Source organism: Halalkalibacter krulwichiae, from assembly GCF_002109385.1.
In the GTDB taxonomy this organism is placed as follows: domain Bacteria; phylum Bacillota; class Bacilli; order Bacillales; family Bacillaceae_D; genus Halalkalibacter; species Halalkalibacter krulwichiae.
Map to the genome: position 1 here is coordinate 263,427 of NZ_CP020814.1, position 16,026 is coordinate 279,452.

The window sequence follows — 16,026 nt, forward strand, 5'->3', positions numbered from 1 at the left end:
TTCCTTCCTATCTAGTTAAAATCGATTTTCTACTATATATAAGTGTATCGTAGATTGACTCATTCAACAACTTCATGAACTCTGAATTGAAACGATTACATTCTCTGTGAATTAGTGTACAATAAAAAATACATCTAGAAGGCCAAACTAGATGGTAGCAGGAGGGAGGAAACTTGATGAAAAATGATCAAACCAAGATTCCACAAGCAACGGCAAAGCGTTTACCACTTTATTATAGATTTTTGGAAAATCTTTACGCCTCAGGCAAACAAAGAGTTTCTTCAACTGAATTAAGTGAGGCAGTAAAGGTTGATTCAGCTACAATTCGAAGAGATTTCTCTTATTTCGGAGCACTTGGGAAAAAGGGGTATGGATATAATGTGAATTACTTACTCTCTTTCTTTCGGAAAACATTAGACCAAGATGAATTAACAAAAGTAGCACTAGTTGGTGTCGGGAATTTAGGAACAGCTTTTTTACATTATAATTTTTCAAAGAACAAAAATACTCAAATTGTCATGGCGTTTGATGTAGATGAAAATAAAATAGGAACAAATGTTGGTGGAGTACCGGTTTATCACCTAAAGGATTTCAAAGAAGTAATTGATTCTGATGTTACAGTCGCTATTTTAACCGTACCGTCTGCCGCCGCTCAAAAAATCGCTGATCAACTAGTAGAAGCTGGGATTCAAGGAATTCTAAACTTTACACCGGCAAGATTAGATGTGCCTGAAACTGTACGTGTGCATCACATCGATTTGACTGTTGAGCTACAATCATTAGTCTATTTTCTAAAGCATTACCCTGTGTAAAAGCTTGAACAACATATCGTAAATTCTCTACCAAGGAAAGAAGATTGAAGGATCGTCTCTTTCTTTTTGAACAAAATTATACAATTATCGAGAGTGATTGCCTTCTGTAATCAGAAGGACTATAATGAGAAAGTAATTGGACAAGGAGGTGCTACCTATGGGTTTAGGAGCAGGAAGTATTGCGATTATTGCACTTGTTGCCTTATTAATTTTTGGTCCAAAGAAACTTCCAGAGCTAGGAAAGGCTGCTGGAAATACTTTACGTGAATTCAAGCAAGCGACTAAAGGCTTAGCTGATGACGAAGATGATAAGAAGAAGGATAAAGATAAAGCCTAAGTAGGAAGGGTTTATAAATGGAACATAAAGATATGTCGGTGATGGAGCATATTGTGGAATTGAGACGAAGAATTGTCATATCGCTCATCTTTTTCACGGTCGCACTAATTGCCGGCTTTTTTTTAGCAAAACCTTTAATTATGTATTTACAAAGTACGCCAACTGCACAAGATTTACCGATGAATGCTTTTAAGTTAACGGATCCGATTAGAATCTTCATGACATTTGCCGTTTCTGTTGGCTTTGTTTTAACATTTCCGGTCATCATGTATCAACTCTGGGCTTTTATTAGGCCGGGGCTTCATGAGAAGGAGCAAAAGGCAACTCTTGCTTATATTCCTTTTGCCTTTATTTTGTTTTTATTAGGGATTTCATTCTCATATTTTATTTTATTCCCTTTCATAATTCAATTTATGGGTAATTTATCGGAAAGTTTAGGAATTACAGAGCAATATGGAATTAACGAATACTTTAGTTTTCTCTTTCAAATCACTTTGCCTTTTGGCTTGCTTTTTCAACTGCCAGTCGTCGTCATGTTCTTTACACGGCTAGGGATGATTACGCCAACCTTCTTAGGACAAGTGAGGAAAATTGCTTATTTTGTTTTGTTAGTGATTGCTGGTTTCATTACACCACCAGAGATTATTTCACATTTGATGGTAACCGTACCACTCTTACTTTTATATGAATTCAGTATATGGGTATCCTATTTAACTTATCGAAAAGTTAAAAGATTGGAAGCGGCACGTGAAGCAGAGTTAGAGAAATAACAACCAACATCGCATTGGAGTCCTTTTTTTAGGTGCTTCAATGCGATTGTATTTTTCAGGCGTTATAGGAAGGGTGCGTAAGGTTTTTGACAACAATATGTGAAATATTGAACAATCTTTGACAAGTATCAAAATAGAGTAGCCAAAGTGAGTAGTAGAGCTTATACTATGGATATAGAAAAGGTTGTGAAAATATTCACAAATTAATGTGAAGTGTTGAGCAATCGATAAGAAAATTAGAGGAGGAAGTCATCATGATAGGAAAATTCTTTAGAGATAATAAATATATTGCAGGTGTATGGTTTGTATTACGAGTGTATCTAGGGTGGGCTTGGTTAACTGCCGGTTGGGGCAAAGTAACAGGAGAATTTAATGCAGGAGGATTTCTACAAGGAGCTGTTGCCAATCCAGTATTAAAAGGAGAAGAGCTAATCTATCCTAACTATGTAGCCTTTCTAGAAAGCTTTGCGATTCCGAATGCAGAACTATTCAGTATCGTAGTAGCATGGGGAGAAGTGTTAGTAGGTTTAGGGTTAATCTTAGGAGTACTCACATCAGCAGCAGCGTTTTTCGGAGTCGTTATGAATATCTCTTTCTTATTTGCAGGTACGATTTCAACGAACCCATGGATGATTATGATTTCAATGTTTCTTTTAGCAGCAGGAGCAAATGCTGGAAGATACGGTGGCGATAGATGGGTACTGCCTTACTTGAAAGCAAAAGTCTTCCGTCGTAACAAAGATGATCAAAGCATGAACGTAACTGGGCAATTAAAAGAAGCAGTGTAATCTAAGGGGGTCAACTCGGGAAGAGTTGACCTTTATTAGCGTTTAGCTCTTCTGTTGCGATAAATACTTTCGTGGTATGATAGATTCATTATTTGCTTCGAAAAGCGAAATGGTGTAGGTGAGATCATGAACATATCTGAGAAGTGGTTAGTTGTCATTGCTGTATTACTAGGTTCTTTTACGATGATTTTAAACAATAGTATGCTGAATCCAGCTATTCCCCAGCTTATGGATGTCTTTCTAGCTGATGCCGTTTCGACTGGATGGGTGATTACGATCTTCATGGTTACAATGGGGATGACGGTGCCTGTTACTGGTTATTTAGGTGACCGATTTGGGAAAAAGAAGCTATATATTATCGGCTTATGTATTTTTATTTTAGGCTCAATTTTAGGCTCACAGTCATGGAATTTAAGCTCATTAATTCTCTTCCGGGGCTTGCAAGGAATCGGCGGAGGAATTATGATGCCGTTATCGATGGCTTTAATTTTTGAGGCATTTCCTCGAAAGGAAAGAGGTCTTGCTACAGGGGTATGGGGAGTATCCGCAATGATGGCTCCAACCATTGGCCCAACATTTGGAGGCTTTATCCTTGAAACGATGAATTGGACATATTTGTTTCTAGTGAATGTACCATTTGGCTTAATAGGACTTTGGTTTGCTTTACGGTACTTGCCTCATTCTAAATCGAATAATCGTGTTACATTTGATCGTTATGGGTTTGTGACCGTTACTTTAGGAGTCGGAGCGGTATTATTTGCATTAGGGCGTATTTCTGAATTTGCGCATTTAGGGGAGAGGATGAATCTATTGTTGCTAGCACTAGGTATCGTTCTACTCTATGTATTTGTGCGGATTGAGCGAAAAGTAGAGCAGCCTCTCTTAGACTTAGATTTGTTCAAGATCCCAGCTTATACATATAGCATGATTATAACGTCTATCTCTTCTATTGGTTTGTTTGCTGGTATTTTTTTGATTCCATTATTAATTCAACAGGTTTATCAATTCGGTCCGATTATGACGGGGTTTGTCTTCTTGCCATCTGCTTTATTGACCGGTATTTTCATGAGTATAGGAGGGCGTATTCTAGACCGAAGTGGGGCAACTGGGGTCATTTCTTCTGGGCTTATTATTGTGACTATTGGAACATTTCCACTAGGATTCCTGACAGTTGAATCGTCGCTAGCTATTGTCTTTGTTTGGATGGCAATACGAGGGATTGGGATGGGACTAAGTGGAATGCCCTCAACAACGACAGGGATGAATGCAATCCCAAACCATTTAATTTCAAGAGGCTCTGCGGTGAACAACGTAGTTAGACAAATGAGTTCAGCATTTGGAATTGTCTTTGTTTCTATCTACTATGAAGTAAGAAGGGGGCAGCTCACAGCGAGTATGAACTCTTTTGAAGAGGCGAGCATTCAAGCGATAAATGAAGGGTTTATAGTTGTATCCATTTTAACAGCCTTAACAATTCCAATCGCCTTCTTATTAGAAAGAGCAGCTCGCAACGATGAAAGGAAGATGCGTTCAAATTCATGAGACTTAAAGTAATAAACCCTGTTACTCTAAAGTAACAGGGTTTTACTCGTCTTAATCTTTTTTCTTCTTATTCTGCTTTTGCAATTGTTTAATGACTTTTCGTAAACGGTAAAACCGATAAGCAATCATGAAATCAATCGCAGCAAAGGAAACAATTAAATAGCTCCAGAAATTCCATCCTGAGGTGCTCACATTTTGAATGGCGAAGAAGACGAGCAGTACGCCTATAGAAAAATATAGGAGCGCCATTGTAATGGGAGATGCTCTCATAGTAATCCTCCAATGATGATAATTGATGTTTGCTGAATTTGTTCAAGCTGTTCCATCCAATCTTCTAGTCGATCAGCAAGAAGTACATTTACTACTGCTACAAATAGGTTAATCGCTACATGAGCGATAATTGGAACAAGAATTCGGCCAGTTTTTACATATAGAAAAGCAAATACTAATCCCATTGCGGTATATACAAGCAAATGTGTAAAGTCCATATGAACAGCAGCAAAGATCAATGAACTTCCGATACCCGCAATCCAAAATCCAAAGCGTTTATAAAGTGCACCAAAAATAACTAATCGGAACACAATCTCTTCAAGGATTGGACCAATAACAGAAACAACAATAATAAAAGCAGGAAACGCTTTTGCAAATTCAATGATTGTCTCTGTGTTTTCTGAGCCAGGCTCTATACCAAGAACAAACATTTCAATTAATGCAGCAGCATATTGAGCAGCGAAAACGAGAAAAACCCCAATAACCGACCAGCGAATGGCTTCGCCTCTTGTAGAACGACCAGCACGAGCATGGCGGTGCTTGATATCTGGCTTAAGAAGAAACAATATGATTAGTAATCCAAGCGAAAACGAAACCATACTCCAAATACCAGGAATTCGTTCCACTTCTACTCCTAAAGAAATAAGAAGCGGCATCCCGACAATGGCAGAGAGCTGCATTAAAGCGTATGTAATTAGAATCCACCAATAACGTATATTCAATGTACAAAGCTCCTTTAAACCGAGAATGTAATAATTTCATCAACATATTTTAACATAAGTAAGGTAGAAAAGCAGAAGGAAAGCCTTACGATTGCATCGAAACAGTATAAACGGAAATATTTTGGATATGATAAAGAAGGTTTGAGACAGGACATGTTCTCCATAAGTTATGTAAAAGACTAACTGATTATGAGCGATTGTTTGGGGAGCTTGTTTTTTACATATTAAGAAAAACAAAGCAATGTAAATGTTTTGTAAGCGTAAAAAAATTTATGTAAAACACTTGCAAAACGAATCAGATGTTATTATTATAATAAATGTGTTAGCACTCATCGAAGTCGAGTGCTAATAAATAAAAATTTGTTAACAGTTTGAAGGAGGGTGTTTTCCTTGTTAAAGCCATTAGGTGATCGTGTTGTCATTGAATTAGTTGAATCAGAGGAAAAAACTGCAAGCGGAATTGTACTACCGGATTCTGCAAAGGAAAAGCCTCAAGAAGGGAAAGTCGTTGCTGTTGGTTCTGGTCGTGTGACTGAAAATGGCGAGCGAGTTGCTCTTGAAGTAAGTGAAGGAAATACTATTATCTTCTCTAAATATGCTGGGACAGAAGTGAAATATGAAGGCAAAGAATATTTAATTCTTCGTGAGAGCGATATTCTTGCAATCGTTGGCTAAAAAATTTATGAGCTAAAGCTCTACATATACTATTAAAATTTTAGGAGGTTATCCCATGGCTAAAGATATTAAGTTTAGTGAAGACGCACGTCGCTCAATGCTTCGTGGTGTAGATGCACTTGCAAATGCTGTGAAAGTAACACTTGGACCAAAGGGACGTAACGTGGTTCTTGAAAAGAAATTTGGTTCTCCATTAATTACAAATGATGGTGTAACTATTGCTAAAGAAATCGAACTTGAAGATGCATTTGAAAACATGGGTGCAAAGCTTGTTGCTGAAGTAGCGAGCAAAACGAACGACATCGCTGGGGACGGTACAACTACAGCAACAGTTCTTGCTCAAGCTATGATCCGTGAAGGTCTTAAAAACGTAACTTCTGGTGCAAATCCAATGGTTATCCGTAAAGGAATTGAAAAAGCAACAGCAGCTGCTGTTGAAGAGTTACGTAAGATTTCTAAGCCAATCGAAGGCAAAGCTTCAATTGCACAAGTTGCAGCTATTTCAGCAGCTGATAATGAAGTAGGCGAAATCATTGCTGAAGCTATGGATCGTGTTGGTAACGACGGCGTTATCACAATTGAAGAATCTAAAGGTTTCTCTACAGAGCTTGAAGTTGTTGAAGGTATGCAATTTGACCGTGGATATGCATCTCCTTACATGGTAACAGACTCTGACAAAATGGAAGCTATTTTAGATAACCCATATGTTCTTATCACAGATAAGAAAATTGCTAACATCCAAGAAGTTCTTCCTGTTCTTGAGCAAGTAGTTCAACAAGGTCGTCCGATCCTTATCATCGCTGAAGATGTTGAAGGGGAAGCTCTAGCTACATTAGTAGTGAATAAATTACGTGGTACATTTAATGCAGTAGCTGTTAAAGCTCCTGGATTTGGTGACCGTCGTAAAGCAATGCTTGAAGACATTGCGATCCTTACAGGTGGTGAAGTGATTACAGAAGACCTAGGTTTAGACCTGAAGTCTGCTAATATCGCTCAACTTGGTCGCGCTGGTAAAGTTGTTGTAACAAAAGAAAATACAACAATTGTTGAAGGTGCAGGCGAAGCTGATCAAATTGCAGCTCGCGTGAACCAAATCAAAGCTCAACTTGAAGAAACAACTTCAGAGTTTGACAAGGAAAAGCTTCAAGAGCGCCTTGCTAAACTAGCTGGTGGTGTTGCCGTTCTTAAAGTTGGTGCTGCTACTGAAACAGAATTAAAAGAGCGTAAACTACGCATTGAAGATGCATTAAACTCAACTCGTGCTGCTGTTGAAGAAGGTATCGTAGCTGGTGGTGGTACTGCACTTGTCAACGTAATCAAAGCTGTTCAAGCTGTTCAAGCTGATGGCGATGAAGCAACAGGTGTAAACATCGTTCTTCGTGCTCTAGAAGAGCCAGTTCGTCAAATCGCACACAACGCTGGTCTTGAAGGATCTGTTATCGTTGAGCGTCTTAAAGGTGAAGCAGTTGGCCAAGGATTCAATGCGGCAACTGGCGAGTGGGTAAACATGGTTGAAGTTGGTATCGTTGACCCAACTAAAGTTACACGCTCAGCTTTACAACACGCTGCATCAGTATCAGCAATGTTCTTAACGACTGAAGCTGTAATCGCTGATAAACCAGAAGAAAACGCTGGTGCTGGCATGCCTGACATGGGCGGCATGGGCGGTATGGGTGGAATGGGCGGCATGATGTGATGACTGCTCAACCCCATGGTATATAAGGGTTTTTGGAGTGATTTGCTAACAAAATGCTAACACGAGTTAAAGGAATTGAGGCTTCTCAAAGGTTGATTAAACTATTGAGAAGCCTCTTTTTTTATTTTATTTGGTTATATCAATGAGCTTCAATTGAACTTTTAATGGAAAAGTTTCAAATAAAAAATAAAGAAATACTATTGAAAATGTTCAGAAACATTGTTATTATCAATGTAAGCGATATCAAAAACCGGTTTCAGAAATCGGTTTTATAATTAAAAAGGGTGAATGGTAGAATGGCGACTATAAATGATGTAGCTAAAAGAGCTGGTGTTTCAAAGAGTTCTGTATCAAGGGTATTAAATGGGAATTTTGAATACATGTCTGAAGAAATGAAAAACAAAATTTTAAAAGCTGTGGAGGAATTAAATTATAGACCTAATTCAGTAGCGCAGAGCTTAAAAAAGAAGTCCACACAAACTATTGGAATTATTATTTCTGATATATCTAACCCTTTTTGGTCTGAAGTATTAAAGGGAGTTCAATACGAATGTACACGTAGTGGATATGGTTTAATGGTGAGCAGTTCTGGAGAAGACGCTAAGGTCGAACTGGAAAATATTATTACATTAAAAAATAAACAAGTTGACGGATTAATTATTAATACGACTGGAAGAAATATGGATTTATTTAATCAATTAGAAGATGAGATGTATTCCTTTGTATTTTTGGATCGCTTTAATGATGATTTGAAAACAGATACAGTAATTGTTAACAACATCTTAGGGGCAAAACAATCAGTACAATATTTAATTGATCAGGGGCACAAACGAATAGCAACGCTACTATACCCAGTTGAAAATAAAAGTCCAAGGATAGATAGATTGGAAGGTTATAAGCAAGCATTAAGTGAGAATAATATTCCAATTGATGAAGATTTAATTAAAATATGCTCCCAAAAGAGTGAGAGTGGTATAAAAGCAACGAAAGCGTTGCTTTCCTTACCCAATAGACCAACAGCCATTTTTTCTACAAATACATTATTAAATTTAGAAGTACTTAGAGGTGTAAGGGAAGTAGGGTTAAATGTTCCAAAAGATGTATCACTATTTGGGTATGATGACTATCCATGGGTACCACTATTAGATCCACCACTTAGTACTGTTGCACAACCTGCATATCAAATGGGGGCAAAAGCTACTGCTTTGTTAATTAATAGAATGAAAAGAAAAAGAAAAACAAAGCCTAGAATTGTTCAATTAGATCCAGAACTTAAAATTCGTAGCTCTTGTTTACCGCCAAGTATATAGATTAATTACAGGAGGTGATGTAAAGGTAGGTATAAAAAAGTTTATCAATGTTGTCGTCACTAAAAAAAGCCTCGTAAGAAATGATGTTTCCCAAAAAACATCGTACGAGACTTAAAGAAAAAATCTGTATTTAATTAGTTTACACTAGGAGGGTCTATTATGCAAAGATCTAAGATTGGATTATTCTTAATAAGCTTAATTACTTTATTAATTTTAGCAGCTTGTGGTTCACAATCATCTTCACAGGAAGGTAGCAATGCTGAAGATGCTGCAAATGGAGCTGTAAACGAAGGAACTAACTAGGAAATAGTAATACGATTAGGTCATGGAACTGCTACAAGTTCACTATACCATGCTGGTTCTGAGAAGTTTAAAGAGTTAATTGAAGAAAAAACAGAAGGAAAAGTTAAAGTTGACATTTATACCGATGGTCAATTAGGTCATGATCGAGAGTTAGTTGATGGTATGGGGTTAGGGACTATTGAAATGGGAATGGTTGGTGTTGAACCGGTCACAACATTGGTTCCGAAATTACAAGCGGTTAATTTACCTTATGTATTTACAGATCGTGAAACAACTTATTCTGTATTAGATGGAGAAATTGGTGCAGAAATGGTTGAAGAACTACCTGAGAAAAGTGGAATTCGTGTTTTAGGTTATTTTGAAAATGGATTCAGACACATTTCAAACTCTAAAGGTGAAATTAATAGTCTTGAAGACTTAAAGGGGTTAGCAATTCGTACTTCGGAAAGCCCAGTTTCCCTTTCCATTTTTAGATCTTTAGGAGCAAACCCTACTCCGATGTCTTTTGGTGAACTATATACGGGTCTTCAGCAAGGAACAGTTGATGGACAAGAGAATCCAGTTTCGTTATTTTACACGTCAGGGTTTTATGAAATTCAAGATTATCTTGCTTTAACTCGTCATATGTATTCGCCAATGTTGTTAGTCATTAGTGAGCAAAAATGGGCGGGCCTCTCTCCAGAAATTCAAGCTGCAATTCAAGAAGCATCTGATGGAGCAAGAGATTATGAAAGACAACTAAGTCAGCAACAAGAAGAGGAATATATCCAAAAGGTAAGAGATGAAGGAGTTACTATTACTGAACCAGATCTTGCGCCATTTATCGAAGCTTCAAAGGATGTTTACTTAGAATTTGAGGATGCGTTTGGAGCAGATTTCTATGAAAGATTGTTAGAAGCAACTAATTAAAAAAATGGGGCTGTGATCAGCCCCATTATATTCCCCTCAAGAAAGTGTTCAGTGCTTTAATCAAATTTCTAAGCCGCTAACTAATGGTTCGTTCTTTTTATTAATCTCCATTCATAAAAAATGACATCATTTGAAAAACTGAAATCTAGTATATGCTTTGGAGAGTCTGGTTATATTTTATAAGTTTCTTAGAGAGAAGAATTTTTAATAAAAAGAGAGGTTTTATAAATGAAAGTGGTTAAATGGATGGATGATTATATAGAGGAATTTCTATTAGTTATATTATCAATAATCATGGTTACTGTTATTGGTGTGCAGGTGTTTATGAGGTTTGTGATGAACTCATCTCTACCATGGTCAGAGGAGCTTGCCAGATATTGTTTCATTTGGCTCATATATATCGGGATCAGCTATGGGGTGAAAAGGCAACGTCACATAAAGGTAGATGTCGTTTTATTGTTATTAAGAGACAAAGCGAAAATTGTATTAAATATTATAGCGAATTTATTCTTTTTAGGTTTTGCAATCTTTGTAGTTATTAAAGGTTATGATATATCGCAAAGACTCTTTCAATTTGGTCAAACAGCCGCATCATTGAATATTCCAATGGGTTTAGTATATATGGCAACACCAATCGGAATGGGCTTAACGTCTATTCGTATCATTCAACAACTGATAAAACAAGTTAAAGCATTATTGGGATATGGAAACTTTCAAGTGAAAACGGAACAAGAACTAATTCTAGAAGGATCGAAAGAACCTGATAGCAAAGGAGGCGGAAAATGACTTCATTAATTCTATTTGGAAGCCTTACTTTGTTTCTATTGATGAGTATCCCGATCGGTATAGCGATTGGACTGGCATCATTATTTACAATTTTATATTCGAATGTAATTCCTTTGGATTTTCTCGTGCAAGGATTGGTTACTTCTGTTGATTCCTTTCCACTTATGGCTGTCCCTTTCTTTATCCTTGCTGGTGAAATTATGGGCAGAGGTGGAGTTTCGGATCGTTTATTTCGCGTAGCAAACTCGATTGTTGGTAATGTAACAGGAGGTTTTGCTATTGCAACTATCTTTACCTGTATGTTCTTTGCAGCGATTTCCGGATCTGGTCCGGCAACGGTTGCGGCCGTCGGCGGTATTATGATTCCAGCGATGGTTCGTCAAGGGTACGATATTAAGTTTTCAACAGCATTAGTAGCTGCGTCTGGTTCTCTTGGTGTCATTATTCCACCAAGTATACCGATGGTTATTTATGGGGTTACAGGTAGTGTTTCAATTGGTAATATGTTTATCGCAGGAATCTTACCTGGAATCGTTGTTGGGTTAGGATTAGCTGTCTACGCTTATTACTATTCAAAGAAAAAAGGTTACAGTGGGACTGGCATTAAGTTTAGTCTAAAAAATGTTGGAAAAGAAACCTGGGAAGCAAAGTGGGCCTTATTTATTCCATTTATTATTTTAGGTGGGATATACGGAGGCATCTTCACACCTACAGAGGCAGCAGTTGTTGCAGTTATTTATGGTTTATTTGCTGGAGTAATCATTTATCGTGAATTAGGGTTTAGAGACCTGCCCCAAGTACTTGCAGATTCTGCATTGACTACGGCTACTGTTCTTATCATTGTTGGTTCAGCAACTGCGTTTGGACGGTTATTAAACTTAGAACAAATACCGAGTAGAATAGCCGAAGGACTTCTAACAATATCTGAGAATAAAATTGTGATTATTCTATTGATCGCAGTGTTACTACTTATTGTTGGCTGTTTTATGGAAACGATCGCTTCAATTATTATTCTGACACCAATTCTTTTACCAATTGGAATTAGCTTGGGATATGATCCAATTCACTTCGGTATCTTTATGATTGTCGGTTTAGCGATTGGGTTTATCACTCCGCCATTAGGAGTCAATCTCTTTGTAGGATCAGGGATATCGGGCGTTTCGATTGAATCACTTTCGAAAGCAATATTACCGTTCTTTATCGTCATGGTTGTTACGTTGTTAATCATCATTTTTATCCCGCAACTTTCGTTATTACTCATTGGCTAGTTGAAGTAATAGCTGCCATGTAATGGGGACAATTAGTATTGATTATCGGTAAATACACTTAAACTAGCTAAAGGAGAGGATGAAGTTAATGAAATATAGCACTGAGTTTTTAAAGTCTTATATTTGTGATGTATTGAAGGCAGTTGGGTTAACAGAAGAAAATGGACGAATTGTCGCAGAAAGCTTGATTTCAGCAAACCTTCGTGGTGTTGATTCTCATGGTGTCACTAGACTACCAATTTATGTAAAGAGGCTTCAAACTGGAGCTGTTACACCCAACCCAAATGTTCAAGTTGAACAGGAAAGTGATGCTACGCTTTTAATTGATGGTAATGATGGTATGGGACAAATCGTTGGTACTAAAGCAATTGAATTAGGAGTAGAGAAAGCTAAGAAGAATGGTGCCGTTTATATTGGTGTAAAAAACTCTACCCACTTTGGAACAGGTGCGTTCTTTATTCAGCAAGCATTAAAGCATGACATGATTGCCTATGCAATGTCAAATGCTCCATCTACTATGGCACCTTTTGGTGGAATTCAGCCATATTTAGGTACGAATCCATTTGCCTTTGGGGTACCAGCGCAAAAAAATAAGCCAATTATTTTTGATATGGCAACAAGTGTTGTTGCTAGAGGAAAAATAATTTCTGCGGAGCAAAGAGATGAGGATATCCCATTAGGTTGGGCTATTGATAAAGAAGGTCGCCCTACTACGAATGCAAAAGAAGCTTTAGAAGGAACGGTACTGCCTTTTGCAGGACCAAAAGGATATGCTATCTCGTTAATGATGGATATTATGAGTGGAGTTTTAACAGGTGCAGGTTTTGGTCCACATATCAATAATATTTATGGAGACTTTGATAAACCACAAAATGTTGGGCATTTTTTTCAGCTGATTGACGTTAACCGCTTTATGCCAGCAGAGCACTTTAAAATGAGAGTAGATCAAATGATTGATGAAATAAAGTCTTCTCCAAAGGCGGTAGGTGTAGAAGAAATTTTCTTGCCTGGAGAAATTGAACTGAACACTGAACAAGAGCGTCTTAACAATGGAATTCACCTTGGTAAGGAGGTGTACGAGTCTATAAAGCTTGTAGGAGAAGAAGTTGGAGTTTCTATTGATAATTTCAAACTACAAAATAGGAGAGATTTACGATGAATTTATTAAGTCGAGTATTTAGTTATGAGCTTCCTACAGAAATTGTATTCGGTATTAATTCGATAGAGCAACTATCGCAAAAGGTAAGAGGCTTACAAGGGAATAGAGTGTTAGTCATTACTGATCCTGGGGTAAAAGATGCTGGAATTTTAGATAAATTGATAAAGCAAATCGATGCTGATATTTCGTTTGATACATTTTGGGACATCGAAAGAGAACCAGATGTGAAAACAATCCGTAATGCTACTGAAAAAGCAAAAGAGTTTGGTGCTGATTTAATAGTTGGAATTGGTGGAGGTAGTGCACTAGATGCGGCCAAGGCTGTTGCAATTATGCTTAATAATGATGGTGATATTATTGATTATGCCGGATTAAACAATGTACCTAATCCAAGCGTACCAACAATTTGTATTCCAACAACTTCAGGAACAGGTAGTGAAGTAACAATTTGGACTGTTATTTCAGATAAAGATAATAATCGAAAGTTTGGTATTGGTGGAAAATCAATTGCTCCCACAATGGCATTGTGTGATCCTAATTTAACGACATCATTACCAGGCTTAATGACAGCTGCAACAGGTGTAGATGCACTTACACATGCGCTAGAGTCATTTGTAAATAAAGCAACTCAACCAATTTCACAAGCATTATCAAGAGAAAGTATGCGATTAATTTTTAAGAGCCTTCGTAAGGCAGTTCATCAAGGAGATAATTTAGAAGCACGTTACGATATGTTGTTAGCTAGCACAATTGCAGCGACTGCTTTTAACCCAACACGTTTAGGCCTTGCTCATGCTTTATGTATGCCATTAGGCGCAAAATTTAAAGTTCCTCACGGAATTGCGAATGCGATTTTGCTTCCGCAAGTCATGGAGTTTAACATAATCGGTAATCCAGAGGCATTTAAAGAAATTGCTGAAATTTTTGGAGAAAATACAGAAGGCTTATCATTATATGAAGCAGCCGAGTTATCTGTTAAGGCGATTAAAAAATTAAACCAAGATGCAGGTATCCCTGCAGGATTTGCGGAGTTTGGAGTTACCGAAGAAGATCTTGATTATATTGCTGAAGGTGCAATTGGTAGTGATAATGTTCTTGTTAATCCTCGTAAACCATCTTTAGAAGATCTGAAAGAAATCGTTAGGAAATCATTATAATAAAGGAGCGGATGTAAAATGACAATGATAACAACAGCAGTGTATAAAAACTTTATTAACGGTGAATGGGTAGAAGGTAGTTCAAAAGAAGTGTATGAAGTGACGAATCCAGCAGACAAAAATGAAGTTGTAGGGAAATTCCCATTGTCTACCGAAGCTGATGTAGATAAAGCAGTGCAAAGTGCAAATCAAGCATTTGATAGTTGGAGAAAGGTTCCCGCTTCAGAAAGAGCAGCGTATGTATACCGTTTTATAGAATTATTAGATCAGAACAAAGAACGATTAGCAAATGCTCTATGCAAGGAACAAGGTAAACCGTTACAGGAAGCGTTAACTGAAGCAACTCGTGGAGTTAGTGAAATGCGTTTTGTCGCAGGTGAAGCGGTTCGTCTGGATGGCACGACATTGCCTAGTGATCGTAGAGGCGTTATTAACATGGCAGTTAGAGTTCCAATTGGAGTTGTTGCTGCAATTACACCATGGAACTTCCCAGTATTAACACCACTTAGAAAAGTCATTCCTGCACTTGTATGTGGATGTACTGTTGTACTAAAGCCGGCAACTGATACACCATTAACTTCTTTAATTATTACAGAATTGCTAGAAGAAGCAGGTCTACCAGCAGGAACAGTTAATTTAGTGATCGGTAGAGGAAGAAAAGTAGGAGATGCGCTTGTTGGGCATCCATTAGTAAAAGGGGTATCATTTACAGGGTCAACACAAGTAGGACGTAATATTAATGCAACTGCAGCGAAGAATTTTACAAAAGTTCAATTAGAACTAGGTGGGAATAACCCTGCTGTTGTCGCAGACTACAGTGATTTAGAAGGTGCAACAACACAAATCGTCGGTGGTTGCTACGGTAACGCTGGACAACGTTGTACAGCAATCGGTCGTGTAATCGTACTTGACAAACATGCTGATGAATTAGAAAAGTTAATTGTTGAAAAGGCTAGTGCTTTAAAAGTTGGTAATGGGTTAGAATCTGAAACAAAAATTGGGCCAGTGATTAGTGAAAGTGCTCGCCAAACCCTCGTTGATTATATGGAAACGGCTAAAAAAGAGGGGGCAAACATCGTCTTAGGTGGACGTAGCCTTACAGAAGGCCAGTTTGAGAATGGTTACTATTTTGAACCTACAATTATTTCTGGAGTTACACCAGATATGGTTGTTGCAAAAGAAGAAATTTTCGGGCCAGTACTTATTATTATTCGAGTATCTTCCTTTGAAGAAGCGATCAAGGTAAGTAATGATACAGAATATGGATTAACATCATCTGTTTTCACTGATGACATGAATCTTGCTTATCGATATATGGAAGATGTGGAATCAGGAATGGTTCATATTAACAATGGAACAGTAAGTGAAGGGCATATGCCATTTGGTGGCGTTAAAAATTCAGGTTTAGGGCCATATTCAATTGGTGGTACAAACAAAGACTTTTATACAGAATTAAAAGTAACTTATATTCAACATCGTTAATAAGGTTTAAATAATAAAAAATTTTAAATATTTCTAAAAC

At 37.4% G+C, this 16,026-nt stretch carries 17 protein-coding genes; 15 read left to right on the top strand and 2 right to left on the bottom strand.

What is annotated here, in order from left to right:
- Positions 1-176: 176 nt before the first annotated feature.
- The 5 genes from BkAM31D_RS01445 (at position 177) to BkAM31D_RS01465 (ending at position 4,249) form a co-directional block, all read left to right on the top strand.
- Positions 177-812, top strand: a complete 636-nt coding sequence (locus tag BkAM31D_RS01445) for a redox-sensing transcriptional repressor Rex (RefSeq protein WP_066158567.1) — start codon at positions 177-179, stop codon at positions 810-812.
- Positions 813-969: 157 nt separating this feature from the next.
- Entirely contained in the window at positions 970-1,149 is a 180-nt protein-coding gene (gene tatAY / locus BkAM31D_RS01450; RefSeq protein WP_066158569.1) for a sec-independent protein translocase protein TatAY, read from the top strand.
- Positions 1,150-1,166: 17 nt separating this feature from the next.
- Positions 1,167-1,919, top strand: a complete 753-nt coding sequence (gene tatC / locus BkAM31D_RS01455) for a twin-arginine translocase subunit TatC (RefSeq protein WP_066158571.1) — start codon at positions 1,167-1,169, stop codon at positions 1,917-1,919.
- Positions 1,920-2,173: 254 nt separating this feature from the next.
- Positions 2,174-2,707, top strand: a complete 534-nt coding sequence (locus tag BkAM31D_RS01460) for a DoxX family protein (protein WP_066158573.1) — start codon at positions 2,174-2,176, stop codon at positions 2,705-2,707.
- 126 nt (positions 2,708-2,833) lie between these two features.
- The gene (locus BkAM31D_RS01465) at positions 2,834-4,249 is read left to right on the top strand and encodes an MDR family MFS transporter (protein WP_066158575.1); all 1,416 of its coding nucleotides are present in this window, start codon (positions 2,834-2,836) and stop codon (positions 4,247-4,249) included.
- 51 nt (positions 4,250-4,300) lie between these two features.
- Here BkAM31D_RS01465 and BkAM31D_RS01470 read toward each other — a convergent pair whose 3' ends face one another.
- Entirely contained in the window at positions 4,301-4,519 is a 219-nt protein-coding gene (locus tag BkAM31D_RS01470; RefSeq protein WP_066158577.1) for a YdiK family protein, read from the bottom strand.
- Positions 4,516-5,199, bottom strand: a complete 684-nt coding sequence (locus BkAM31D_RS01475) for a CPBP family intramembrane glutamic endopeptidase (RefSeq protein WP_066158664.1) — start codon at positions 5,197-5,199, stop codon at positions 4,516-4,518. The genes BkAM31D_RS01470 and BkAM31D_RS01475 overlap by 4 nt, the downstream gene beginning before the upstream one ends.
- A 432-nt stretch (positions 5,200-5,631) precedes the next feature.
- On the opposite strand from BkAM31D_RS01475, the gene groES reads away from it, so the two are divergent.
- The 10 genes from groES to BkAM31D_RS01520 all read left to right on the top strand — a co-directional run bounded on the left by groES (position 5,632) and on the right by BkAM31D_RS01520 (position 15,986).
- On the top strand, positions 5,632-5,916 hold the full coding sequence (groES, locus tag BkAM31D_RS01480) for a co-chaperone GroES (protein ID WP_066158579.1): 285 nt from the start codon (positions 5,632-5,634) through the stop codon (positions 5,914-5,916).
- Positions 5,917-5,971: 55 nt separating this feature from the next.
- Complete coding sequence (groL, locus tag BkAM31D_RS01485) at positions 5,972-7,612, top strand: chaperonin GroEL (RefSeq protein ID WP_066158582.1); 1,641 nt, start codon at positions 5,972-5,974, stop codon at positions 7,610-7,612.
- A gap of 296 nt (positions 7,613-7,908) precedes the next feature.
- A complete protein-coding gene (locus BkAM31D_RS01490; protein WP_066158584.1) occupies positions 7,909-8,922 on the top strand; it encodes a LacI family DNA-binding transcriptional regulator in 1,014 nt (337 codons plus the stop codon).
- 159 nt (positions 8,923-9,081) lie between these two features.
- Positions 9,082-9,225, top strand: coding sequence for a hypothetical protein (locus tag BkAM31D_RS23375; RefSeq protein ID WP_157076901.1), 144 nt, complete (start codon positions 9,082-9,084; stop codon positions 9,223-9,225).
- Between the two features lie 9 nt (positions 9,226-9,234).
- Positions 9,235-10,134 (top strand): TRAP transporter substrate-binding protein, encoded by a 900-nt coding sequence (locus tag BkAM31D_RS01495; RefSeq protein ID WP_235820540.1) that lies wholly within the window; start codon positions 9,235-9,237, stop codon positions 10,132-10,134.
- Between the two features lie 228 nt (positions 10,135-10,362).
- Positions 10,363-10,920: a TRAP transporter small permease gene (locus BkAM31D_RS01500; protein ID WP_066158589.1), complete on the top strand. Its 558-nt coding sequence runs from the start codon at positions 10,363-10,365 to the stop codon at positions 10,918-10,920.
- Positions 10,917-12,188, top strand: coding sequence for a TRAP transporter large permease (locus tag BkAM31D_RS01505; RefSeq protein WP_066158591.1), 1,272 nt, complete (start codon positions 10,917-10,919; stop codon positions 12,186-12,188). The genes BkAM31D_RS01500 and BkAM31D_RS01505 overlap by 4 nt, the downstream gene beginning before the upstream one ends.
- 88 nt (positions 12,189-12,276) lie before the next feature.
- Complete coding sequence (locus BkAM31D_RS01510) at positions 12,277-13,347, top strand: Ldh family oxidoreductase (protein WP_066158592.1); 1,071 nt, start codon at positions 12,277-12,279, stop codon at positions 13,345-13,347.
- Positions 13,344-14,504 (top strand): iron-containing alcohol dehydrogenase, encoded by a 1,161-nt coding sequence (locus BkAM31D_RS01515; protein WP_066158593.1) that lies wholly within the window; start codon positions 13,344-13,346, stop codon positions 14,502-14,504. The genes BkAM31D_RS01510 and BkAM31D_RS01515 overlap by 4 nt, the downstream gene beginning before the upstream one ends.
- Before the next feature lie 18 nt (positions 14,505-14,522).
- Complete coding sequence (locus tag BkAM31D_RS01520; RefSeq protein ID WP_084372421.1) at positions 14,523-15,986, top strand: aldehyde dehydrogenase family protein; 1,464 nt, start codon at positions 14,523-14,525, stop codon at positions 15,984-15,986.
- Positions 15,987-16,026: the final 40 nt, after the last annotated feature.

Excerpts from the sequence above, each read along its gene's own strand:
- BkAM31D_RS01445 (WP_066158567.1), top strand. The coding sequence starts at position 177 with ATGAAAAATGATCAAACCAAGATTCCACAAGCAACGGCAAAGCGTTTA.
- BkAM31D_RS01475 (WP_066158664.1), bottom strand. The coding sequence starts at position 5,199 with ATGCAGCTCTCTGCCATTGTCGGGATGCCGCTTCTTATTTCTTTAGGA.
- groL (WP_066158582.1), top strand. The coding sequence starts at position 5,972 with ATGGCTAAAGATATTAAGTTTAGTGAAGACGCACGTCGCTCAATGCTT.
- BkAM31D_RS01520 (WP_084372421.1), top strand. The coding sequence starts at position 14,523 with ATGACAATGATAACAACAGCAGTGTATAAAAACTTTATTAACGGTGAA.
- BkAM31D_RS01500 (WP_066158589.1), top strand. The coding sequence starts at position 10,363 with ATGAAAGTGGTTAAATGGATGGATGATTATATAGAGGAATTTCTATTA.
- BkAM31D_RS01515 (WP_066158593.1), top strand. The coding sequence starts at position 13,344 with ATGAATTTATTAAGTCGAGTATTTAGTTATGAGCTTCCTACAGAAATT.
- tatC (WP_066158571.1), top strand. The coding sequence starts at position 1,167 with ATGGAACATAAAGATATGTCGGTGATGGAGCATATTGTGGAATTGAGA.
- BkAM31D_RS01460 (WP_066158573.1), top strand. The coding sequence starts at position 2,174 with ATGATAGGAAAATTCTTTAGAGATAATAAATATATTGCAGGTGTATGG.
- BkAM31D_RS01465 (WP_066158575.1), top strand. The coding sequence starts at position 2,834 with ATGAACATATCTGAGAAGTGGTTAGTTGTCATTGCTGTATTACTAGGT.
- tatAY (WP_066158569.1), top strand. The coding sequence starts at position 970 with ATGGGTTTAGGAGCAGGAAGTATTGCGATTATTGCACTTGTTGCCTTA.
- BkAM31D_RS01510 (WP_066158592.1), top strand. The coding sequence starts at position 12,277 with ATGAAATATAGCACTGAGTTTTTAAAGTCTTATATTTGTGATGTATTG.
- BkAM31D_RS23375 (WP_157076901.1), top strand. The coding sequence starts at position 9,082 with ATGCAAAGATCTAAGATTGGATTATTCTTAATAAGCTTAATTACTTTA.
- BkAM31D_RS01470 (WP_066158577.1), bottom strand. The coding sequence starts at position 4,519 with ATGAGAGCATCTCCCATTACAATGGCGCTCCTATATTTTTCTATAGGC.
- BkAM31D_RS01505 (WP_066158591.1), top strand. The coding sequence starts at position 10,917 with ATGACTTCATTAATTCTATTTGGAAGCCTTACTTTGTTTCTATTGATG.
- BkAM31D_RS01490 (WP_066158584.1), top strand. The coding sequence starts at position 7,909 with ATGGCGACTATAAATGATGTAGCTAAAAGAGCTGGTGTTTCAAAGAGT.